This window comes from Isosphaeraceae bacterium EP7 (genome assembly GCA_038400315.1).
Taxonomy (GTDB): Bacteria; Planctomycetota; Planctomycetia; order Isosphaerales; family Isosphaeraceae; genus EP7.
Genome location: CP151667.1, coordinates 4,130,074 through 4,152,876 on the forward strand (window position 1 = coordinate 4,130,074; position 22,803 = coordinate 4,152,876).

Here is a 22,803-nt window from a genome sequence, read left to right on the forward strand (position 1 = left end):
GCTCAGACCGGGGGCAGGTCGGGCTCATCCAGCTCGCTGAGTCTGGCCCGGACCAAATCCGCCAATAATTCCCGATCGAGTTCCCAGTCGACAGGGATCTGAAAACAATTTTTCATGACAACATACTTCTCCAGCCTCGCCTTGAAGTCTTCGATGACGCGGGGACTGAAGGCTGAAAATGTGAGGTGACGCTTGTAGGCGCAAACGCCAACAACATATTTCCCGTCACGGTGGATGGTGGGCACATTCCAGGAAATCTTGGACTTCAATTCCGGGAATTGGGCGACAATGAAATCAATGACGGACCCAAGGGTCTTTGCTTTCGTCGGGTCTTGCGAGGCCAGATAGTCCTCGACCGAACTGAATTTCGGGGATTTCATTTCTTGCTGACTGCCTTGGGGTGCCAAGGATGTTCTCCGCTGGAAAAACCGCAAGCAATACTCGCGTGGATCCGCCGAGGATAGGCCAAGCCGGCACTCCTTGCCAGCCCGACCGGATGGTCGACGGATTGACGCTCAGATGACAATCGAAGAGGGCCCGGCCATGCCCAACTCCGCCGCCGATCGCGGATTTCGACTCACCGATGCGATGGTCATGATCTCCCTCGCGGCCATCGGCCTGGCGATGGCGGTCAAGCCCTATGAGGGCATGGATCGGCAGATGATCATCGTGATCGGAGGCTTCGACGCTCGGGCCTGGAGTTTCGCCAGGTATTACGGCTCGCTCGCCTACCCGTGCATCACCCCCCTGACTCTCGCGCTCCCGCTCCTCGCCCTGCGACGACCTCGACCACCGCTCAGCCGACTCTTCCTCCGGCCTGGCTTGGGCGGATGCGTGGCGGCATCGGTTGCGTTGCTTCTGCGAGGCCTCGAATCCCTGCCCCATTACCTTGCAGACATGGGATGGCACCAGGGGCCGATCGAGCCGTGGGTGCTGACCGGCGAGAAGGTTGGCTATTCCGTCCTCGGTGTCTGGGCAATGCTCGCTGTTGCGGGGCGATGGCGAATCGGGCCGGGCTGGCTGGAACGCGTCGCGATTCTTGTCGGTTCGCTCTGGGCTGCCGGTGCGGTCGGTTCCGTCGCTGTCGTGCTTCGTACCAGATGGGGGTGAATGCATCAGGATTCCGAGCTGGGAAGAGGTCAAGCAGACATTCTTGCTCTGTTACGGCTTGATCTCGACCCTGTGCATCCTTGATTTGACCGATGGATCGACCGTCCCCATCGCGGTGCCGTTCCAGGCCGCTGCTCCCGACGCGGATCACGAAGTCAATGGCGACATCGATTCGGTTAAAATGCGGTGTTCCCGCGACGAACCTTCACGACCAGCGCGAGAAACCCTCCAAATGCCAGGCAAGCCCGGACGTCCCAGACCTCCCGGAAGAAAGGCGAAGCGTGTTCGACCTTCCTCGCGACCAAAAAGGTTCGGCGAGGAGCGTGTCGTCACTCGGGCTCGGCTCGCGGCTGCCCAGGACTCGCTGAAGATCCTGTCGGGGCCGTCGGCGGCTCTCGGTACGATCGAACTGGCGCGAAGGATCAGCGAGCTCACCGACCGGTCGATCATGCAGGTCCATGCGTCTTGCCATGACGGGAACCGGGTCGCGTGCCGGAGCGGATGCACCTATTGCTGCATGTTCCCGGTCGCGGCTTCGGCTCCCGAGGTCCTGGCCATCGCCACATTCGTCCGCGAGCGGTTCGATGAAGGGCGGCAAGCGGCCCTCGATCGTCGCGTCGAGGCGAATATCTCGGCGACCGAAGGCATGGACATGAGCCGGAGGGATCGTGTCAGGGTGGATTGCCCCTTCCTTGAGGAGGGCAAGTGCGCGGTTTACGAGGTCAGGCCCGTCGCCTGCCGGGGATACTCATCGTACAGCGTCGAGGATTGCCGGGAGGACTTCGAGCATCCGGGGGCCGGGGTTGAAATTCATACCAACGGGCTGCGGGAACTCGTCTTCGGGGCGATCCGCGAGGGGCTGGCCGTCGCGTGCAAATCGGCCTCGGTGGAGCATCGCCTCCTGGAATTGGTCCGGGCCTACAAGATCGCCTCGGAGGATTCGACCCTGGCAGAGACCTGGCGGAGCCGACCCGGAACATTCGAAACCGCGACCGGGGAGAGCGTTTTCCCGGGCCCGTGGTCGGACGAGCTCAACCAGGACTTCGAGGACGTTTACAGTGACACTGTCAATGATCTAGAACGCGGGAAGTAGCGTTGTACATCGGGTTTTGGCGACTCAGTCAGCTTCGAATCCTTGTGGAGCGGCTGAGGCTCCTTCCCTGAGACTTGCGAGCTGCCTGACGTGGGTCGCGAGACAACGCGTCAGGGGTGACTTCGCGAGGGAGCGACCATGACGACTGATCAACTGAACCGACTGATCAGCATTGTTGCCTCGATCACCTTGTTCGAGATGATGGTGGCAATCGGGCTGGGCGTGACGGTTGCCGACGTGCTGCGGGTCGCTACGGATTGGAGACTGGTTGCCAAGGCGTCGCTGGCAAGTTATGTCCTGGTTCCGGCGGCTGCGGTTGGCCTGTTAATTCTCTTTCAGGCGGACCCATACGTTGCCACGGGGTTCTTGATCTGCGCGGTTTGTCCGGGGGCACCCTATGGCCCGCCATTGACCGGGATGGCGAAGGGAAACGTCGTCGTGTCGGTGGGGTTGATGGTGGTTCTGGCAGGGTCGTCAGCGCTCGCGGCGCCGCTCCTGTTGCAAGGGCTATTGCCCCTCGTGCTGCGGCATTTACCCGCATTGCCGCCCGACAGCCCTCTTCCAGCGATCGATGCGCGCAAAGTGGTCGCCACCTTGATGATGGCGCAGTTCATTCCTCTGTGCCTGGGCTTGGCAATGCGCCAATGGCGGCCAACCCTGGCGGATCGCCTGAAGAGGCCGGCAAACCTTCTCAGCATGGTGCTCAACCTGACGACCTTGAGCCTGATTCTCTTCTCGCAGTTTGAGATGCTCATCGGCGTCCCCCCGCGGGCTTATCTCGGGATGCTGGCCCTGGTTCTTGCGGGCGTTGCCGCCGGTTGGCTGCTCGGCGGAACCGGCAACGACCGCGCCATGGTGATGGCGACCTCGGTTCGCAACGTCGGCGTCGCCCTCGTGATCGCGACCTCTGCCTTCGCCGGCACACGCGCCGTCGCCGCCGCAACCGCATTCGCCATCTTTCAGACCGTGGTCATGGCCCTAATCGCGGCCTTGTGGGGCAGGCTTGCGTCCCCGTCCGATGCTTGACGAGCGACTCGGCCACCTACAACCAAAGAAACCAACGTCGAACACGAGGACGGTGAAGCGCTGTCGAACGGCTGCCGCCCGCAAAGGGGACATTCTGTCGTCCCAAATGCGATCGAGAGGCCGTAGCCGACGCCTCTTTCCCGAGTCACTCTCTGTGTTGGCCTACGACTCGACCTCCCTTGAAGTGTTCTGAGCAGGCCCGATCACGGGCGGCGCGTGGAATGTTCGACAAGGGCGGCTGCAATGATTTTCCCATTTTGTCCATTTTTTAGGGACGGATCGTCCCGCTTAAGGGATAGTATTCTATAGGGCCCCACATCTCGCGCAACGACGCCCGGGACGGCCTCCTTCGCCGATGTCGGCGAAACCACGTACAGCCTGAATCCGCACCCGGGAGCGACGCAGCACCATGGGCAAGCTCGAAGTCAGCCAGCGGCGCATCGACGCCAATCGCCGCAATGCCATGCGCAGCACGGGGCCGAAGACCGAGGAGGGGAAGGCGCAGTCGCGGCGTAATAGCCTGATTCATGGGCTGGCCGGCAACGGCGTCGTCGTTCCCGAGAACGAGGCGCAGGCCGCTCGCGAGCTGGGCGAGCAACTGGTTTCGTCGCTTCGGCCGATGAATGCGTTCGAGATGGGGCTGGTCGAGACGATCGCGATCGAGAGCGTACGGATCGACCGCTGCCGGATCGAGGAACGGCTGGTGCGCGACGTGCGCGCCCGCCGTACGTTTTCCTGCTGGCTGGACGAGCGCAAGGCCGAGGCCGCGAAGCTGGGGAAGACGCTGGGCGACTGCCCGGATGAGGTGGCCTCGCGTTTATCGACGACTTCGGCGGGGTGCGAATGGCTGGGTGTCCGCTGGCGGGCGCTGGGCAAGGTGCTCGAAAAGAAGGGGTCGTGGAGCGACGAGCAGAAATCGCTGGCGCTGGACCTGATGGGAGTGGCCGCTGAGGTCCGCGCGATGGACAGCCCGCTCGACGCGCCCGAGGGGATTGATGCGTCGACGCACCTCCGGGACATCGTCGAGTATGAATTGGAGGCGCTGGCGCTGCGCCAGGAGGATTCGCTCGATGCCATCGACGACGAGCTGCGCGAGGCCACTTCGCTGGGCCTGATCGCCGTGGATGACCCGACGCTCGGGCTGCTTCGTCGCTACGAGACGGCCAGCTTTCGCCGCCAGCGGTGGGCGCTGGACATGCTGCACAGGGGTCGCCAGAAGCCGGCGCCCGTCCCGACGATGACCCACGACTACGTCGAGCGGCCCCGCCCGGATTTCTCCGTCTGGGGCACCCCTGATCCGGTCCCGCACGGCGACGAACCTTCGCCGCATCCCGACCCCGAGACACCCTCACCCGGACCCGAACGCTCCCAACCCGGAGCCGACCATTCGCAATACGTCATTCCGGCCGAGCCCGCCGGGGTTGCCCGGCCTGAAAACCGCCAGCAATCCGCCTCGAATCTCCTCGCAGAACGAAGCCATGGGGCCAACACGGGTCGATTCGCGGAACGAAGCCATCTTTCGGGCCTGTTGCGTCGGTTGGCCCGGTCGCTCGCCGGCCCGAAGGTGGCCAGCTTGCCCGTGAAGCCGCTCGCCAGGCCCGATCGCCGGCTGTCTCGACCCGCGATGGCCCCGGCCCGGCCGATTCGCCCGGAAATGCTCCGAATCCTCGATGCCCCGGCCGCCTGAACGCCGGTTTGGATCGCTGAACATGCCTTGATCTTTGACAATTCGGAAGAATCAAGGCATCCTTGCGCGTCGGCCTGTCGCTCCCTCGGGGGAAACAGCGAATGACGGAGGCGTTACGCGCCGGCCGGACGTTCCCCCGGGAAAACGAGGGACAGGCACCTTCGCTTCGCTGCGGAGCCAGTCCCCGTGTTCCTTGTCACCGACCCCCGAGGTCGTCACCTGCGCTTCGCTGCGGAGGAGTTGGTCCCCCGATTTCCCGCATCGCCGGAACAGTGCGGTTCCCGCATGCCTGGCCCGGTCGAGGAAACGGGGGCGGGCTTGAGTCTGCGTCGGGTGGGCATTGTCCGCCAGGAGCGAGCCCCCGCGGTGGGCATTGCCCACCCTACGTGAATTGCTCAAATGACCAGCCGTCTGGCCCGGTCTTGGGCCAACTGCGTCACTTCTAGCGCGATCACTCCAGATCAGGCCCGGAGCTGCCAGAGGCGGACGGATCGGTCGTCGCCTCCGGAGAAGGCGAAGCGGCCGTCGGGGGTGAAGCCCAGGCAGCGGACCGGGCCGGAATGACCGATGAAGGAGTCGGGCTCGGCCTCGTCCTGGAGATTCCAGCCCAGGATCAGGCCATCGGCGCCGCCGGCCATGATGGACCGATCGCCGGGGGCGAACGCGACGCATCGGATCGCGGAGGAATGGCCTTCGTAGCCTTTGGGGCCGCGTGCGGTGTCCAGGTGCCAGATGCGCAGGCGGCCGGAGTGATCGCCGGAGGCGAGGCGGCGGCCGTCTTCGGAGAAGGCCAGGGCGAGCACGGCGGAGGAGTGGCCCGCGTACCGCCTCCGCTCCTTGCCTTCGCGCAGGCTGTAGACCCGGATCGTGCCGTCGGCCCCTCCCGCGGCCAGTTTCCGGCCGTCGGGCGAGGTCGCCAGGCAGCGGACTTCCAGATCTTCGGCCACGATCTGGTACGACTCCGTGCCGGTCGCGACGTCCCAGACCCGGATGACTCCGTCGGCCCCCGCGGAGATGCCTCGGGACCCGTCGGGGGTCAGGACCAACGCGTCGATGGGCCCCGTCCGGCCGCTGAACTTCGAGGCGACGACCCCTTCCTTCAGGTCCCAGAGCGCCAGGCCTTCATTCAGGGCGAAGAGCATCCGACGGCCGTCGAGGCTCATCGACAGGCCGCCCGACCACGACTCGTGCCCCAGGTAGATGCGGACGGGCTTGCCCGTCTCGACCTCCCAGAGCGTCGCCGTCCGGTCGCCGCCGCAGGAGAGGATCCGCGAGCCCTTGCGCGAGGCGCGGACCGCGAGCACCGGCGCGGTGTGGCCCTCGAACTTGCGGATTGCGGAATGGCCGGCCGACAGCGCGGCCACCGAGGTCGGGTCAGACCAGTTGATGCCGCTCCTCGCCGCGACCGGGGACGGGCTCGGGCTCGGGTTGCGCGGGGGAGGTGCCTGTGCCTTTGCCTGCGTCGCGGGCCGCCTCTTCGGGATCGGGGGGGCGGGGATCGAGGCCGAGATGCTCGCCGAGCCGATGCTCGATCGGATCGCGTCGAGCTTCTCGCCCAGGTCGGCGGCGTCGAACGGCCGGTCGGCCGGGTCGTCCTCGAAGCAGGACGCCAGCAGCTCGATCATGGCCGTGGGCACCCCGCGCAGGGCCAGCTTGACCGTCCAGCGCGAGCCGCCGGGCTGGCCCCGGGTCATGTCGCCGGTGAGGAGCTGATGCCACATGATCCCGAGCGAGTAGACGTCGTCGCGCGGGTCGGCGTCGTCCCCCCGCTTCTGCTGCGGCGACGAGTAGAGCGGCGTGTGCGCACCCCGGATCGCCGTGACCAGGAACTGGTTGGCCCCGTCCTTACCGGTCTCGCGGGCCAGCGCCTTGTTGGCCACCAACGCCCCGATGCCGAAGTCGGCCACCTTCAGCTCGTGCCGTCCGTCGTCGCGGCGGCGGACCAGGATGTTCGACGGCTTCAGGTCGCGATGCACGATGGGGGGCGAGAGCCGGTGCGCGGTGCCGAGGATCCTGGCCAGGCGGCTGACGACCTCGGTGGCCCGCTTCAGGACCGACTCGGGCTTGGTCCTGTCCCACCGACGGGCCATGGCGAAGAGGTCGCCGCCGTCGATGTACTCATATTCCAGGCACGGATACTCGGCGCCGAGATAGGTGTGCTGGAGCGTGACCACTCCGGGGTGCCGGCCGTGGCGCATCACCTCGTTGAGAATGGCGGCCTCATGCCTCAGAATCGTGTCCTTCATGTCGCGGTCGAGGCAGAACTTGAGTGCGACGGGGGGGACCCCGTCGAAGTGCGGGTTCTTCGCCTTCCAGACCTCGCCGAAACCGCCGGTGCCCAGCAGCTCGACCAGCTCCCAGTCGACGCCCGGCAGCGGGCGTTCGCCGGCCCTGAAGCGGGGCAGGGCGGTGGGCAGGAAGGGGAGCAGCTCCTCGGCCTTGTCCAGCGAAAGGACGCCCGCCTGCGCCATCGTGCCGGAATGCGGGGTCGGGCCTCGCATCGACCGCCGGATCGCGTCGGGGACGTGCTCCAGATAGGCCCGCAAGTTCCCCTTCATCTCGGGAGACTCGTCGGGGGCGATCCGGTCGATGACCGAGGCGACCCGCTGCCGGACCTCGTCGCGCGGCGACGCGGCCAGGTCGGCGACCTCGGCGCGGCGCCGGTCGGGGTCGGCCAGGGCACCCCTCCAGAGTTCCATGGTCCCCTGCGCCACGCGCGGCAAGTCCTCGACCAGGCGGCCTCCCGGCTTGCCCGCCCACGTGTCAAGCAGCGATTGCCCGATCGCCTGGAGGAAATCCATGGTCCCTAGCCCGGTAGGTGGTTCATCCGGCGGAGTCAGCATCATGCTCCAGGCCATACGCGGCGAGCGGCCCCGGCGGGACAGGCCAAACACGAACGGGTCGGATGCCCCTGTGTCGAACCCACCCGCCGCGCATCCAGTCTATCACCCTGGCCACCCCGGGTAGAATCCACTTCAACGCCGGACTGCGCCACAATCTGCGCAATCAGCACGCGGACCCCCGGTCCCTCGGTTCGGTCGCCAACAAGGAGCATCCATGAGTCGGGCGGAGGAAACGGATTGTCAAACGCACAAGGACGTTACGTTGAGGGAGGCTGCCGAATCGGGGAGGCCCGAAGTCGACCGGGGGATGATCACCCTGGCGCTTTTGTTGGCCATGGCGGTGACGGCGCTCGAGCAGACGGTCGTCTCGACGGCCATGCCCAGCATCATCTCCAGCCTGAACGGGCTGGAAATCTACCCCTGGGTTTTCTCCGCCTACCTGCTGGCCGCCACCGTCAGCACGCCCCTTTATGGCAAGCTGGCCGACCTGCTCGGCCGTAAGCGGGTGCTGCTCTTCGGGCTCTTCCTCTTCAGCCTGGGGTCGATCCTCTCGGGCCTGTCCCGGAGCATGCCCGAGCTGATCGTCATGCGCATCGTCCAGGGGCTTGGCGCCGGCGCCGTCGCCCCGGTGGTGCTGACGATGCTGGGCGACCTGTTCAGCATGCAGGAGCGGGCCCGGGTGCAGGGTCTCTTCAGCGCCGTCTGGGGCGTCTCCAGCCTGGCCGGCCCGACCCTGGGTGGCTACCTCACCGACTCGATGTCGTGGCGGGCCGTCTTCTTCGTCAGCGTCCCGTTCGCCGCCGTGGCCATCTGGATCCTGATGGCCTACGTGCGCGAGACCCTCGGCCATCGCGAGGTCCTGCCGATCGACTGGCCGGGCGCCGCGTTGCTGGCCGGCGGCTCGACCTTGCTGCTGCTGGGCCTGCTCCACGGCGGGAGCGGCGGCTGGACACGCACGGCGGGCCTGATCGGGCTCTCCCTGGCCTTCCTCGTCGCCTTCATCAGGCGTGAACTGGTTGCCGAAGACCCGATCTTGCCGATGGATCTGATGACCACGCCGACGATCCTGGCCGCCAACGTCGGCAGCTTCGTCATCGGCGGGCTGCTGTTCGGGCTCGACACATACATCCCGCTGTATGTCCAGGGGGTGCGCGGGGGGACGGCCTCCGACGCGGGCCTGATGGTCACGCCGCTGTTCCTCTCCTGGTCGATCAGCGTGGCGGTCGCGGCCAGGGTCGCGGTGCGATTCGGCTTCCGGGCGACGGCCCTGGTCGGCTCGGTCCTGATCACCCTGGGGATGTTCGCGATCGCCGCGGGGGCGCAATGGCCGGCCTGGTCGAAGGCGTCGTTCCTCGGCGGGATGTTCATCATCGGGCTGGGGATGGGGCCGACCTCGCTGAGCTACATCCTGGGCGTGCAGAACGTCGTGCCCTGGGGAAGACGGGGGGTGGCCACCGGCGGCGTGCTCTTCTTCAGGACCGTCGGCGGCGCCCTGAGCGTGGCCGTGCTTGGTGCCTCCCTGGGCGCCGGCTTGACGAGCCGGCTGGCCGCCGGGAAGGCCGTCGGCATCGACGTCTCCAAGGCCCTCAGGCCCGAGACCCACTCCTTGCTCCCTCCCGACCAGTTGCTGGCGGTGCAGGACGCCCTCGGTCAGTCGCTGACGATGGTCTTCCTGGAAATGTGCGGCCTGGCCCTGCTGGCGCTCGTCTGCTCCAGCCGCCTGATCCGGGGCATCGGCGCCGACCCCGTCACGACCGACGGGCACCAGCCCGGCGCCGAGTCGGCCATGGTCCTGATGGAATGAGCCCGGTCCGGCTCGAGCTGCCCGGCTTGTCCCCGCCCGGCCCTTCGGCTAACCTCCGACCCGGATGGCCGGCCGGGTGGCGGGCCCCTTTGGATGAGGATGACCGAGGCGGATGGCATACTGGCTTCTGAAGTCCGAGCCCGACTGCTTCGCGTTCGGCGACCTGATGGCCGCCGAAGGTCGTATGACCGGCTGGGACGGCGTGCGGAACTTCCAGGCCCGTAACTACTTGCGAGACTCGATGAAGGTCGGCGACGGGGTGCTCTACTATCACTCCAACGCCAATCCCCCGTGCATTGCCGGGATCGCCGAGGTGGTCGAGGCCGGACACCCGGACCCGACCGCCTTCGACGAGACGGCCGACCACTACGACCCCAAGAGCCAACTGCACGCCCCCACCTGGTTCCAGGTGACCATCCGGGGCGTCCGCCCCGCGGGCCGCGAGCTGGGGCTGCCGCTGCTGCGAACCATCCCCGAGCTGGCCGGAATGGAGCTGCTCCGCAAGGGGAGCCGGCTGTCCGTGCAAGTCGTCAGGCCCGAGGAATGGGCCGCGATCCTCGGGCTGATCGACGCCCCTTGATTCCTGACACCCAACGACCGCGAGACGACCCCCAATGGCCAAGATGGAACACTTCGCCCTGTTCGCCGCCGACCTGGCCGCGCTCAGGGACTTCTACGTCGAGGCCTTCGGCTTGAAGGTCATCGTCGACAACAGCAAGGCGCCGACCCCCGGTTACTTCCTGGCCGACGACGGCGGCGGGGCCCTGGAGATCATCGGCCGGCCGGCCGGCGAGAAGGGGGCCGACACTCGCTATGTCTGCCACGTCGCGTTCCTGGTCGACGACGTCGCCAAGGTCCGCGCCTCGCTCGAGGCCCGGGGCATCGCGTTCGAGACCGGCACCGAGGTGGACAATGCGGAGATGAAGACCGTCTTCTTCCGCGATCCCGAGGGCAACCGCACCCAGATCGTCTCGCGATCGGCGCCCCTGGGAAGCTAGCCGAGTCGGTCAGCCGCCGGCGAGGGCGGGTGTCGCGGCGAGCTCCTCGAGGGCTCGGATCAGCTCATCCTTGCGGACGGGCTTGGGCAGATAGCCGTCGAAGCCCGCCGCGAGGCAGCGCTCGCGGTCGCCCTTCATCGCGTGCGCGGTCAGGGCGATGGCCGGCAGGCGGTGGCCGGTCCCCCGCTCGCCCGCTCGCACGGCGGCGATGGCCTCCAGCCCGTCCATCAGCGGCATCTGGATGTCGATCAGGGCCAGGGAGAAGCCGCCAAGTCGCAGCGCGTTGATGGCCGAACGGCCGTCGCTGGCGAGGACCACCGAGTGTCCCAGCTTCTCCAGCATCCTGCTGGCGACCACCTGGTTGACCGGATTGTCCTCGGCCAGCAGGATGCGAAGTCCCCGGCGCAACGGCGGGCCCTCGATGGCGGCGATCACCTCGGATTCCGGTTCCGGCACGGGCGCGCTCTCGCGGTTCCCGGCCGTCCCGAGCGCCTCGAGGAGCGCCCTGCGCAGGTCGTCGCGTGCGATCGGCTTGGTCAGGCAGGAGACGATGCCCAGCCCACGAAGGGCCGGCTCGTCGCGGCCGATCCCCGCGGAAGTCAGCATCACGAGGGGGATGCAGGCGACCTCCGGGGCCGACCGGATGAGGCGGGCCAGCCCGGCCCCGTCGATCCCCGGCATCATCGAGTCGATCAGCGCGGCGTCGAACGGCCGCCCCAGGAGCGAGGCTTCGAGCAGGGCCGCCAACGCCGACTCGGCCGAATCGACCGACACGGGCCGGATCCCCCAGGCATAGACGATCTCCTCGAGCACACACCGGTTCGTCTCGTTGTCGTCGACGATGAGCACCGATGTCCCGGCGAGGCGGTCGAAGGCCGCACGGTCGGTCAGGTCGTCGTCCTGCTCGAGGTGGGCCGGGGCTTTCAGCACCGCGGTGAAGTGGAAGGTGCTGCCGATGCCAGGCTCGCTCTCGGCCCAGATCGTGCCGCCCATCAGCGAGACGACCTGGGAGGAGATGGTCAGCCCCAGCCCCGTGCCCCCGAACCGCCGCGTGGTCGAGCCGTCGGCCTGCTCGAACGGCTCGAAGATGCGCGTCAGCGCGGCCTGCTCGATCCCCACACCGGTGTCGACCACGCGGACGTGGAGCGTGACCTTGCCGCCGCCCGGGCCGGTCTGCCCGGTGGCCCCGACCGAGACGAGCACCTCGCCGCGCTCGGTGAACTTCAGGGCATTGCCCACCAGGTTGAGGATCACTTGGCGGAGCCGGTTCACGTCGCCGACCAACCGGTCGGGCACCTCGGGGGCGATCCGACAGGCCAGCTCCAGGCCCCTGGCGTGCGCCCGCAGGGCGAGCACCCGGAGGATATCCTCGATCGCCCCCCGCAGCCCGAATGGGGCCTCGTCCAGCTCGAGCTTGCCGGCCTCGATCTTGGAGAAATCGAGGATGTCGTTGATCACCGTCAGGAGCGATTCCGCGGAGGTCTTCACCAGGCCGAGATACTCACGCTGGCGTGGGGCGAGCTCGGTGCCCAGGGCCAGCTCGGTCATGCCGATGATGCCATTCATGGGGGTGCGGATCTCGTGGCTCATGTTGGCCAGGAACTCCCCCTTGGCCCGAGTCGCGGCCTCGGCGACCTCCTTGGCCTGGCGCAGCTCGGCATCGGCCTGCTTGCGCGTGGAGATGTCGCGGATGATGCCCGTGTACAGCCGCTTGCCCTGCACGTGCAGGGCGCTGAGGGCAATCTCGACGGGGAAGAGGCTGCCCGACTTGCGACGGCCCAGGGTCTCGCCCCCGCCGTCGGCACCTCGGCTGGGGTCGATGTCGCGGGACTCGTCCTCGGGCCCGCTCGGCCGGCCCTCGCCCCAGTGGGGCATGAGCAGGGTGACGTCCTGCGCGACCATCTCCGACCGGTCGTAGCCGAAGATGCGCGAGGCCGCCGTGTTGGCGCTCTCGATCGCACCGTCCTCGTCGATGGTGACAATGCCGTCGGCGACCGCGTCGAGCACGGCCCGCAGCCGCTCCTCGCTGTCGCGCACCGCCTGCTCGGCCTCGGCCCGCTCGGTCAGGTCGTGCCAGACGACCAGCAGCAGCGAGCGGCCCGCGACCTCGACGGGGGTGAGTGAGACCTCGCACGGGAAGGGAGTGCCGTCGGCCCGGCGATGGATCCAATCGAAGCGGTGGCGGCCCTCGCGCCTGGCGATCTCCTGCATCTCGACCCCCTTCTCGGTCGAGAGGCGGCCGTCGGGCTGGTACTCGGGCGAGAATTGCACGGGATGGATGCCGAGGAACTCGGACTTGTCTCGAAGCCGGCACATCCGGACGGCCGCCTCGTTGCAGTCGATGATGCCGTCGACCTCGTGGATCAGGAGGTGGGCGTCCGATGACCGTTCGAACAGGACGCGGAAGGTGTCCCGGGCCTGCTTGCTCTCGGTGATGTCCTCGGCCGCCCCCAGGATCTGAGTCGGGTTGCCCGCCTCGTCGCGCTTGAAGGGCAGCTCGCGGGACCTCAGCCAGATCCAGGTGCCGTTGCGGTGCCTGATGCGGAATTCCCGCTCGAAGACCTGTCCTTCCTTCAGCAGGGCGTATCGGCTCGGCCCGTCGTCCGCGACGGCCGTCATCGCGGGCTCGTCGGGGTGGCCCAGGCGTCCGAGCTCGTGCTCGTCCATCGCGTTGATCTCGGCGGGGGTATAGCCGAGGACCGTGGCGATCCGCTCGTTGACCCAGGTGTTGCGGTGCTTGACGAGGTCGTAGACGTAGAGGATCGATGGGTTGGCCTCGGCCAGCCGCTCGACGAAGTGGCGACGCTCCTGGCTCTCGCGCTCGGCCTTCTCACGCTCGACGATCTCCAGCTCGAGCACGGCCTTGGCGGCGTGAAGCTCGGCGGTGCTCTCGCGGATGCGTAGATCCTGGGCGTCGTGGGCACGCCGCAGCGTCTCCTCGGATCTCACCTGCTCATCGATGTCGGTGCAGGTGCCCATCCATTGCGTGATGTTGCCCCCGTCGTCGAGGATGCCGATCCCTCGGGTCTTGAACCAGCGATAGGTCCCGTCGGCCCCCCGCAGCCGGTATTCCAGGTCGTAGCTGCTCCGCTTGGCCACCGCCTCCCGCCAGAGCGACGTCGCCCGATCGCGATCGTCGACGTGAATGGCCTGGGCCCAGCGATCGCCCCAGTGCTGGTCCTCGGCGACGCCGGTGTAGTCGACCCACCGGCGATTGAGGAAGTAGCAGCTCCCCTCGGGCGTGCAGCTCCAGACCATCGAGGGAATCGCCTCGATGAGGTGGCGGAACCGGGCCTCGCTCACGCGGAGTTGCTCGTTCGTCGCGCGTAGCTCGGCGGTGCGGCTGCGCACCAGGGCCTCGGCATCGTCGCGCGCGGCCTTCACCCTCAGCGCCGCGCGCACTCGGGCCACCACGATCGGGCCGCTGATCGGCTTGATCACATAGTCGTGAGCCCCCACGGCCAGCCCGCGCAGCACGTCCTCCTCGCCCCCCAGCGCCGAGACGAGGATCACCGGGATCGCGGCCGTGGCCGGGTCCAGCTTCAGGACCCGGCAGGCCTCGATCCCGTCGAGCACCGGCATGCAGATGTCCATCAGGATGACGTCGGGCTCGCTCGCCCGGGCGATCTCGATGGCGCGCCGGCCGTCGAAGGCCTCGAGGATCTCGAAGCCCTCGTCCTCGAGTTCCGCCGCAATCAGGGCGACATTGTCGGCCACATCGTCGACAATCAGCACCCGGACCATTTCAGTTCGCCCCCAGAAGTCCGCGGATTGCCTCGAGCAGCACGGCCTCGTCGATCGGCTTGGTCACCAGTGCCGTCACCCCGGAGGCGAGGATCGACTCCGTCTCCCCCTTGACCGCGTGCGCCGTGATGGCGATCACGGGCGTGCCGCGCAGGATCGGGTCGGCGCGGATCCTCCGGGTCGCCTCGCAGCCGTCCATGCCGGGCAGCGAGATGTCCATGAGCACCAGCCCGAAGGGGCGGGACCGCAACGCCTCGAGGCCGGCCTCGGCGGTCCCGTGGCACTCGAACTCGTGATCCTCGTCCTCCAGGAGCCAGGCGAGCAGCTTCTGGTTGTCCGGATTGTCCTCGATCACCAGGATTCGGTCGCTCACGCCACGGCCTCCCGTATCTTGGCCTGGCCGGCGCCGTTGGCGCTGACGCCCAGGATCGCCTCGACCAGGCGCTGGGTGTCGGTCCGGCCCTTGGTCATCACCGTCGCCCCGATCCGCCTCAGCTTCAGCAACTCCTGCGGCTCGAGCTCCTTGGCGGTGACGATGACCACGGGGATCGTCTTCCAGAGGGGGTCGAGCTGGAGGTGGTCCAGGAACGAGAAGCCGTCCATCCCCGGCATCATCAGGTCCAGCACGATCACCGAGGGCGTCGCCTCCGCCAGCCTGGCCAGGCCCTCGCGGCCGTCCGAGGCGATCCGGATCTGCATGCCCGCCTCGAAGAGCGTCGCGGCCATCAGCTTGGCCAGGTCGGGGTTGTCCTCGACGATCAGGGCGCTGCCCAGCCGCTTGCCCAGCAGGTCGCGGACCGTCGTGACCAGGCCCGACGCGTCGACCGGCTTGGCCAGGTAGGATCGGGCCCCCGCGGCCAGCGCCTTCGACGGCTCGCCGTTGGCCGAGACCACGACCACGGGGATATCCGCCAGGTTGGGGTCGGCGTGCAGGCTCCGCAGCACCTCCATGCCATCCTTGCCGGGCATCGACATGTCGAGGCAGATCAGGTCGGGGCGCTTCTGCCTGGCCTGGATCAGCGCCGCGTCGTGCCCGTCGGCGAGGATCGCGTCGTAGCCGACGTCCTGGAACGTCAATTGCAGATACTTCAACGCGTCGGGCTCGTCGTCGACGCAGAGGATCGTCACGCCTTCTCCGGCGCCGGGGGGCCTTGCCAGGTCGGCGTGTCCGGCGTGCGGGGCCTGTCCTGTCGCCTTCGATCCGTCCGCGTTCGTGACCGCCAGCGGGATCAGGACCGAGAATTCGCTCCCCTCGCCGTAAACGCTCTGCACGTCGATCCGGCCGCCGTGCATCCGCGCGTAGCGGTCGCTGAGCACCAGGCCGAGGCCGGTCCCGCCCACCTTGCGGGTGTAGCCCTCGTCGAGCCTGGCGAAGTTCTGGAACAGCCGACAGTGGTCCTCGGGCTTGATCCCGATGCCCGTGTCACGCACCGAGAGCCGTGCCACCGGGCCGAGCCGGTCGTCCTCCGCCAGGCCCACCGACACGGTCACGCACCCCTGCTCGGTGTACTTGATCGCGTTGGAGATCAGGTTCATCGCCACCTGACGCAGCTTCATCCGGTCGCCGACCAGCGGGATTGGCCGTGCCGGCGCCTCGAAGACCAGCTCGATCGGCTTGCCGTCGACCAGCGCCGCCGACTGGTCGTGCGCCTCGCGGGCCGCCTGCACCAGGTCCAGGTCGGCCCGGTCCAGCTCCATGTGCCCCGCCTCGATCTTCGACAGGTCGAGGATGTCATTGATGAGCACAAGCAGATGCTTCGCGTTGCGGTCGACCGTGCGCAGGGCGTCCAGCTCGCGCTCGGGGAGCTGGGCACCGAGCTTGCGGATCAGCCTCGCCGTGAAGCCCATGATCGAGTTCATCGGCGTCCGCAGCTCGTGCGACATGCTCGCCAGGAACTCGCTCTTGACCCGGCTGGCCCGCTCCGACTCCCGCCTCGCCTCCTCGAGCGCCCTGGATTGGACGCGCAGGTCGGTCAGCAGCTTCATCCGCTGCTCCTCGACGCCGAACGCGTTGACCCGCACCGCGAGCTGGTCGAGCGAGGCCATCAGGAAGACCTCCTGCTCCTCGTTCGGCATCGAGACGTGCGCCGTGACGAGCACCCCGACGCACCGGTCGTTGAACATCATCGGCCACCCCTTGATGGCGCACAGCTCCAGCTCGAAGAGCCCCCCCCTCATCCTCAGCCCTCCGTCGCCGAAGGGGCCGCGGAGCTCGAACGGCCGGCCCGACCGGGCCACCGAGGCGGGCAGGCCGTCGCCCTGGAACTCGGACGTCTTCAGCGGGCGCTCGTCCATGGTGTAGGAGCAGCGAGCCACCGGCGTATCGTCGTCCGGGGCGATGGTATACAGCGCCGAGCAGGGGATGCTCAGCGTCCGCCCCAGGCAGGTCACCGCCGCCTGGAACGTCTCCAGCGCCTCGGCCTGGTTCAGTGCCGCGGAGAACTCCGCCGAGGCCGAGAGTCGTGCGTCGCGCACCTTGAGCAGGTCGGCCGTCCGGTTCAATTCCGCCGTCCTGCGGCGGACCGTCTCCTCGACCCCGGATTGGGTCGCCTCCAGCATGGCCCGCTGCTCGGCCACGGCCCGCATCTCGGCGACGGACCGCATACACGAGCGGATCAGGAAGTAGGCCATCAGGATCACCCAGCCCGAGTGCTCGATCGCCCGCCAGGGGCTCACCCTAATCACCCCGTAGGCCGACCTGGGCCAGAAATAGCCCCGCAAGACGTGGTCGGCGGCGGCGACCAGTGCCGCCGTGACGATCACCTTCCAGTCTCGATAGAAGGCGAGGACCGCCAGCGACCCGAAGACGTGGAAATGGGTCTCGACCCGCCCGCCCGCCAGGTGGATGAACAGGGCGCCCATCAGCATCTGCGCCGTGGCCACCGCCTGCCTCGTGCGGGCCGCCGCCGGCGAGCTCCAGATCAGCGCCAGCGGCAGCGAGACGATCCCGGCCCCCAGCGCGACGGCCGTCCAGACGTGCTCGTGGATCTGGCTCCTGTCCCCCTCCCAGGTCAGCGGAGAGACGGTCACCGACACGATGATGGCGGCCAGCCACTGGAACGCCAGCAACCCAGCGAAGAGGTGGTCGGTATGCCGGTGGATGGCGTCCAGCGCCTGCCTCAAAAGGATCTCGGTGCGTGCCGCGACGCCCCTTGACGGGACGTCGATCGCGGAGATTTGCTCGTCTTCTTGTCGCTGGTCAGCGGGCATCGGCCACCCCTCTCCGATTGGCGATAGTGCAGCCGTAGACCGGCGTCGAGGCGCCCCTCGGTCCATCGCCGCGGATCAGGCCGGCGATGGTCGATGCCCCTTCATTGTCCCCCTCGTGGGCACGTCCGGGCGTGATCCCGCCATCGAACAGCCTGGCGCCGTCCGGCCCGTAGAGGTGGGAATGCCCCGACGTCAGGGAGCCAAACTCGGCCGCCAGGCGCCCCCCCTCGTCACCCACGATGCGCAGGCCGGGGGTCGCCGTCGCAGCGTCCATCAGGGCCCCCTCGGCCCACGATTCGGGCGTGCCGACCGGCCTGTACAGGTGGAGCTGGGCCACCAGCCGACCGTCGAATCGGGCCAGCAGCTTCGCAAGCTCGGCCAGCGTGGCGCGGGTGCAGGGGCACCTCGGGTGCGCGAAGATGACGAGGTTGAATCGCCCTGGTTCCAGGGCCAGGTCCGAAGCCCCGGGCTGCGTCGCCAGAGGTGGACCCGCGGGGCCGGGCGACGACTCGTGCCTGATCAGGGCCGCGAAGCCCGTCGTGACGAGCGTCCCCCAGCAAAGCCAGATCATGCCGCCGACCAGGCGCTTCCTGCCCTCGAGGCCCATCGTCGCCCCTCCAAACCCAGCATCCCATCCGACCGCCGCCATGCCTTCAACCTAGGTCATGTCTGCGGCGGCGGCGGGCTTGATCTGGGGATTTCGGGCGAACCCGGCGCGGGTTACCTTCCACCGGGCCGATGGCCGGTCGGGCCCTGGTTTGCCGGCATGCGATCGCGATGCGAGCCGGCGGAGGGGCGCCGGCCCGCATCGCCGACCATCAACGGACGATGATGAACTCTTTGATCTTCGAGAACGTGTCTTCCTTGATCCCCTTGACGGTCATCACGTCCTCGACCGTCTTGAACGGGCGGGCATCGATGATCGCCTGGGCCTTCACCGGGCCGATCCCCGGCAGGGCGTCGAGCTTGTCCTTCGTGGCCGTGTTCAGGTTGACCTTCTCATTGGGCGCCAGCTTCGGAACCGCCGACTTGGTGGCGGCCGTGGCCTCGCCCTTGGGCATGGCCGCCTTCTTCGCCGCCGACTTCTCGGCGGGCGCGGCGGGAATCGGCGTGGGGGCGGGGGCCGGCTTGCTGGCGACGACCTTCCCCTTCAGCTCGGCGAGCTTGGCCGGTCCCATCCCGCTGACTTTCGACAGCTCGTCGACCGTCGCAAACGGGCGTCCCGCGACGATCTCTTTCGCCAGCACGGGGCCGATTCCGGGCAGGGTCTGGAGCGTCTCCAGGTCGGCCGTGTTCAGGTCAACCGGGCCGTCCGACGGGGGCTCGTCCTTGGTCGCTTCCTTGGTTGCGGCCTTGGCCTTCGCTTTCGCCTTGGGCATTTCCTCCTTGGTCGTTTCCTTGGACGCCGCCTTGGCCTTAGCCTTGGGGGTCTCTTCCTTGGCGTCTTCGGCCTTCGGGCGGCGGGCGATGACCTTTCCCTTCAGCTCGGCGAGCTTTGCGTCTCCCAGCCCGCTGATCTTCGAGAGCTGGCTGACGTTGGCATACGGGCGGCCGGCGACGATCTCTTTCGCCAGCACGGGGCCGATTCCGGGCAGGGTCTGGAGCGTCTCCAGGTCGGCCGTGTTGATGTCGATCAGGACGTCGTCCGCCTTCGACTTGGCGGCCTCGGTCTTGGTCGGCAGGGTCGCCTTGGGCGTGACCTGATAGGCCCCCGCAGAAGACGCGCCGAAGGTAAGGACGAGGGCGAGCAACGACGCGGATCGGGTCGCGAGGCGCCTCATGGTGCTGACTCCAAGGGAGATGATGCAGACTGGGGCGCGGGGCAGTGATCGATCAAAGATATGCCAATTTTCGGCCGACGCCAATGCCCCGCCGCGACGAACGTTGACGGCTTCGTTTTACGCCTAACTCTTGCGAGATTCAGGCGATCCCGTGTTTTTTAAGCTTACTGACGAGCGTGCTCCTCGGCATGCCCAGCAAGCGGGCGGCCTCGCTTTTGTTGCCGCCCGTCTCGGCCAGCACGTCGATCAGGCGTCGCCGCTCGTAGGCGATGAACTCGAAGTCCCAGCCGGCGTCCGCCTGGCGGTCGCGGGCGGACGCCGCCGCGGGCCGGGGCTTGGTCGCGGTCGCCTCGGATTGCTGCGGCCAGCTGCGCACCGCCGGCGGATTTCCCGCCCGGGAGGGAGTTGGGCCCGCCGACGAGACCAGCATCGGCAAGGCCCGGGCGCGGCGCTTCGGGCCCGGCTGGCGGACCTCCGGCGGGAGCTCGGCCAGGGTCACCGCCGGGCCGTCGGCCAGGACGACCGACCGCTCGATGACGTTCTCCAGCTCGCGTACGTTCCCGGGCCAGTCGTAGGCGATCAGGGCCTCGACGGCGTCTTCATCCAGGTGCGTCACCGGCTTGGAGGCACGCGCCGCATGGACGCCCAGGAAGTGAATCGCCAGCTCGAAGAGGTCGTCCTTGCGCTCGCGGAGCGAGGGGACGCGCAGGCTGATGACGTTCAGGCGGTAATAGAGGTCCTCGCGGAACCGCCCCTCGGCGATCAGTCGTTCCAGGTCCTGGTGGGTGGCCGCGATGATCCGGACGTCGACCTCGATGGGGTGCGAGCTGCCCACCCGCTCGAACGACATCTCCTGGAGCACGCGCAGCAGCTTCGTCTGCACTTCCAGGTTGATGTCGCCGATCTCGTCCAGGAACAGGGTCCCGCCGTTGGCCTGCTCGAACCGGCCCATCCGGTCGCGGTCGGCGCCGGTGAAGGCCCCCTTCACGTGGCCGAACAATTCGCTCTCCAGCAGGCCCTGGGCCAAGGCGGCGCAATGGACCTTGACGAACGCGCCCGAGGCCCGCGGGCTGGCCGCGTGGATCGCCTCGGCCAGCAGCTCCTTGCCGGTGCCGCTCTCGCCCCGGACCAGCACCGCGGCCGGGCTGGCCGCCACCTTCCTGGCCAGGTCGGTCAGCGACCTCATCGGAGGGCTCGAACCCTTCATCCGGTCGAACACCTCGGAAGCCAACCCCGAGGCCGCGCGATCCTCGACGTCATCCCCCCGCGCCGGAACTCCTCGGTCCATCAGCTGGTCTTGCAGGAGCATGATCCGCCGCTGCTGCTCGGCGATCTTGCCGACTTTCTCCTGAAGGTCTCGGTTGAGGTCTTCCAGGGTTTCCTGGATCCGCGCCGACCGGAACGCCAGGGCCGCGACCGAGCCCAGGCCGACGATGAAGGCGACCTCGTCGTCATCGAACGGCTGGCCGTTGTGCTTGGGGCCCAGGACGACCACGCCCGCCAGCTCGCCGTCGGAATCGAGCGCGGCGGCCATCTCTCCCCCCAGCGCGATCATCGCGTCGGTTGCCGGGTCGGGTCCACCGCCCGATCCTGGCGAGTGCGAGACCCGCACGATCGGAGTGGTCCCGAGCCGCACGACCAGGGCATTGTTTGGTGAGAGCCGGCGCTCGTCGGGTTCGGGCCCGTGGCAGGCCGTCAGCCAGAGCGAGGGGTCGGGCGGCTCGCTCAGGTAGATCGCCCCCCACTCCAGACGCAGCACGTCGGTCACCGCCTCCAGCAGTCGCCGGCCCAGCGTCTCGTTGTCGGCCAGGCGGTCCACCGCCATGCTCATCTTGCGCATGGCCAGGTCCAGGTTCGACTTCTCCTTGGAGAATCGCCGGTCGATCGCCCGCTGGAACCGGACCCGCGCCAGCTCCGACAGCACCAGCACGACGATCGCCGTGACGACCACCAGGATCGGATCGTGCGACCACCGGTCGCCCGACAACTTCAGGCCGATGAGGGTGCCGCAGACCAGGAGGAACGAATAGATCAGTCCCGCGCCGGCGCTGATCAGGAAGTAGCGTAGCCCCTGGTTCCAGACATTCTCGACCTGAACCAGGCGATAACGCGTGATGCTCAGGGCATAGCCCATCGTGTACAGCAACGACACGATGAACATCGGCCAGGCCGCGCTCGGCCTCCCCAGCGCCGCCGGGTCGAGATAGGTGTTCCGGATCAGGTAGCCGATCGGGATCACCGACACCAGGGACGCCAGCAGGATGTACTGGACCTGGTTCCGCTCGGCCCGCGACTTCGCCCGGCGATAGCTCCCCCAGAGGATCAGCACGCAGAGCCCGAACAGGGCCACCGCCACGCCGACGTAGGTGAGTGCCAGGAACTTCACCCAGTCCAGCGCCACGATGACCAGGGGCGACCGCTGCTTCCCCAGCTCGCGCGACCAGATCATGGTCGACCAGGTCACGCACAGGTACGTCAGCGGCAGGCCATACATCAGGCCGAGGGTCAGCTTGTGACGCCGGACGATGAACGGGCGAGGGGTGGGGAAGACCAGATAGAAGTGGAGGCAGGCCACAGGCAGGAGGATACCGTAGAACGCGAACGCATAGATCATCCAGGGCCAGAGGACGATCTCAGTCCAGTGGTAACCCCCCATGTACGCGCCGACCGTGGCGATGCAGACCCAGAAGAAAACGCTGGCCGACTCATCCTCGGGACGCTTCCAGAACACGAGGAAGCCGATGACGAAAATAATTAGTTCTTGCGCAAACCAAATGGCGGAGCCGAGATAGGTCCAGACAGGCGGTCGTTGAACCGTGGCATAGGCGGAATGAGCCGTCGGCTTCCCGCCCGGATCAGGAGACGACCATCGGACCAGGACACTGCTGCCGATCTTGTCCTTGATCGAGCGCTGCGTGTCGACATAGTCGGAGTAGTAGGTGATCGTCCGGCCATCGAGCTGCAGCAGCGTGTCGCCCGCCTTGGGGCCCGGGACGCGAGCGGTCTTGTCCAGGTTGGTCCAGACATAGGACGGCTCGATCGAAACCTTCACCTCGGTGGTGAAGACGCAGCGCAACCCGATCGATCCGGCCGTCGAGATCGCCAGCAGGACGAGCAGCGAATAGGCGATCGTCAGCAACGACAGGACGATCAGGCCGATCCGGTGATCGAGAATCCACCGGCCCCGACCTTCCTCGGATCGCCTGGCCTGCCTCGGGGCGCGGCCCTCATCCGGGCGGTGAAACGGCACGCTGAGCGCCATAAAGAAGAAGACTCGAAAGAGGTCGATCATCGAGGCGGTCGCATGGTGGTCGCGTCTTCTAGTTGACCTCACAGGGCGACGAAAGACAAGCGAATCGTGTCGAAATTTCGGCGCCGGACCAGCAGTTGGCGAAAAGACATCAGCATTGTTAGCCGACTCGTCGTCGTCGCCAGGTCTTAATCCTGAGAGAGTTCTCCAGTCCGCCAAAGTCGATTTTGCCTTCGGACGATGCGTAAATCACCTAT

At 67.6% G+C, this 22,803-nt stretch carries 15 protein-coding genes; 7 read left to right on the forward strand and 8 right to left on the reverse strand.

Annotation, left to right across the window (positions count from 1 at the left end):
* Window positions 1–2: 2 nt before the first annotated feature.
* Window positions 3–407 carry an iron chaperone gene (locus EP7_RS15990; RefSeq protein ID WP_463522425.1) on the reverse strand — a complete coding sequence of 135 codons (405 nt, stop codon included), beginning with the start codon at window positions 405–407 and terminating at the stop codon, window positions 3–5.
* Window positions 408–519: 112 nt separating this feature from the next.
* Here EP7_RS15990 and EP7_RS15995 point away from each other — a divergent pair, with 112 nt between their 5' ends.
* The 4 genes from EP7_RS15995 to EP7_RS16010 all read left to right on the forward strand — a co-directional run bounded on the left by EP7_RS15995 (window position 520) and on the right by EP7_RS16010 (window position 4,916).
* The gene (locus tag EP7_RS15995; protein ID WP_463522427.1) at window positions 520–1,110 is read left to right on the forward strand and encodes a hypothetical protein; all 591 of its coding nucleotides are present in this window, start codon (window positions 520–522) and stop codon (window positions 1,108–1,110) included.
* A 448-nt stretch (window positions 1,111–1,558) separates the two neighbouring features.
* Window positions 1,559–2,203 carry a YkgJ family cysteine cluster protein gene (locus EP7_RS16000; protein WP_463522429.1) on the forward strand — a complete coding sequence of 215 codons (645 nt, stop codon included), beginning with the start codon at window positions 1,559–1,561 and terminating at the stop codon, window positions 2,201–2,203.
* 138 nt (window positions 2,204–2,341) lie between these two features.
* Window positions 2,342–3,229, forward strand: coding sequence for a bile acid:sodium symporter family protein (locus tag EP7_RS16005; RefSeq protein WP_463522431.1), 888 nt, complete (start codon window positions 2,342–2,344; stop codon window positions 3,227–3,229).
* A 409-nt stretch (window positions 3,230–3,638) separates the two neighbouring features.
* On the forward strand, window positions 3,639–4,916 hold the full coding sequence (locus EP7_RS16010) for a hypothetical protein (RefSeq protein WP_463522433.1): 1,278 nt from the start codon (window positions 3,639–3,641) through the stop codon (window positions 4,914–4,916).
* A gap of 461 nt (window positions 4,917–5,377) precedes the next feature.
* On the opposite strand, the gene EP7_RS16015 is transcribed toward EP7_RS16010, so the two are convergent.
* Window positions 5,378–7,717 carry a WD40 repeat domain-containing serine/threonine protein kinase gene (locus EP7_RS16015; protein ID WP_463522435.1) on the reverse strand — a complete coding sequence of 780 codons (2,340 nt, stop codon included), beginning with the start codon at window positions 7,715–7,717 and terminating at the stop codon, window positions 5,378–5,380.
* Window positions 7,718–8,066: 349 nt separating this feature from the next.
* Here EP7_RS16015 and EP7_RS16020 point away from each other — a divergent pair, with 349 nt between their 5' ends.
* From EP7_RS16020 to EP7_RS16030, 3 genes are all read left to right on the forward strand, one after another.
* A complete protein-coding gene (locus EP7_RS16020; protein ID WP_463522437.1) occupies window positions 8,067–9,563 on the forward strand; it encodes an MFS transporter in 1,497 nt (498 codons plus the stop codon).
* Between the two features lie 112 nt (window positions 9,564–9,675).
* Window positions 9,676–10,143 carry an EVE domain-containing protein gene (locus tag EP7_RS16025; protein WP_463522439.1) on the forward strand — a complete coding sequence of 156 codons (468 nt, stop codon included), beginning with the start codon at window positions 9,676–9,678 and terminating at the stop codon, window positions 10,141–10,143.
* 34 nt (window positions 10,144–10,177) lie between these two features.
* The gene (locus EP7_RS16030) at window positions 10,178–10,561 is read left to right on the forward strand and encodes a VOC family protein (RefSeq protein ID WP_463522441.1); all 384 of its coding nucleotides are present in this window, start codon (window positions 10,178–10,180) and stop codon (window positions 10,559–10,561) included.
* Between the two features lie 9 nt (window positions 10,562–10,570).
* Here the strand turns inward: EP7_RS16030 and EP7_RS16035 are convergent, their stop codons facing one another.
* The 6 genes from EP7_RS16035 to EP7_RS16060 all read right to left on the reverse strand — a co-directional run bounded on the left by EP7_RS16035 (window position 10,571) and on the right by EP7_RS16060 (window position 22,588).
* A complete protein-coding gene (locus tag EP7_RS16035; protein WP_463522443.1) occupies window positions 10,571–14,305 on the reverse strand; it encodes a response regulator in 3,735 nt (1,244 codons plus the stop codon).
* 1 nt (window position 14,306) lies between these two features.
* Complete coding sequence (locus EP7_RS16040; protein WP_463522445.1) at window positions 14,307–14,678, reverse strand: response regulator; 372 nt, start codon at window positions 14,676–14,678, stop codon at window positions 14,307–14,309.
* Entirely contained in the window at window positions 14,675–17,515 is a 2,841-nt protein-coding gene (locus tag EP7_RS16045; protein WP_463522447.1) for a response regulator, read from the reverse strand. The genes EP7_RS16040 and EP7_RS16045 overlap by 4 nt, the downstream gene beginning before the upstream one ends.
* The gene (locus tag EP7_RS16050; RefSeq protein ID WP_463522449.1) at window positions 17,505–18,122 is read right to left on the reverse strand and encodes a RedB protein; all 618 of its coding nucleotides are present in this window, start codon (window positions 18,120–18,122) and stop codon (window positions 17,505–17,507) included. The genes EP7_RS16045 and EP7_RS16050 overlap by 11 nt, the downstream gene beginning before the upstream one ends.
* A gap of 211 nt (window positions 18,123–18,333) precedes the next feature.
* Window positions 18,334–19,296, reverse strand: coding sequence for a ComEA family DNA-binding protein (locus tag EP7_RS16055; protein ID WP_463522451.1), 963 nt, complete (start codon window positions 19,294–19,296; stop codon window positions 18,334–18,336).
* A 139-nt stretch (window positions 19,297–19,435) separates the two neighbouring features.
* Window positions 19,436–22,588, reverse strand: coding sequence for a sigma-54-dependent Fis family transcriptional regulator (locus EP7_RS16060; RefSeq protein WP_463522453.1), 3,153 nt, complete (start codon window positions 22,586–22,588; stop codon window positions 19,436–19,438).
* Window positions 22,589–22,803: the final 215 nt, after the last annotated feature.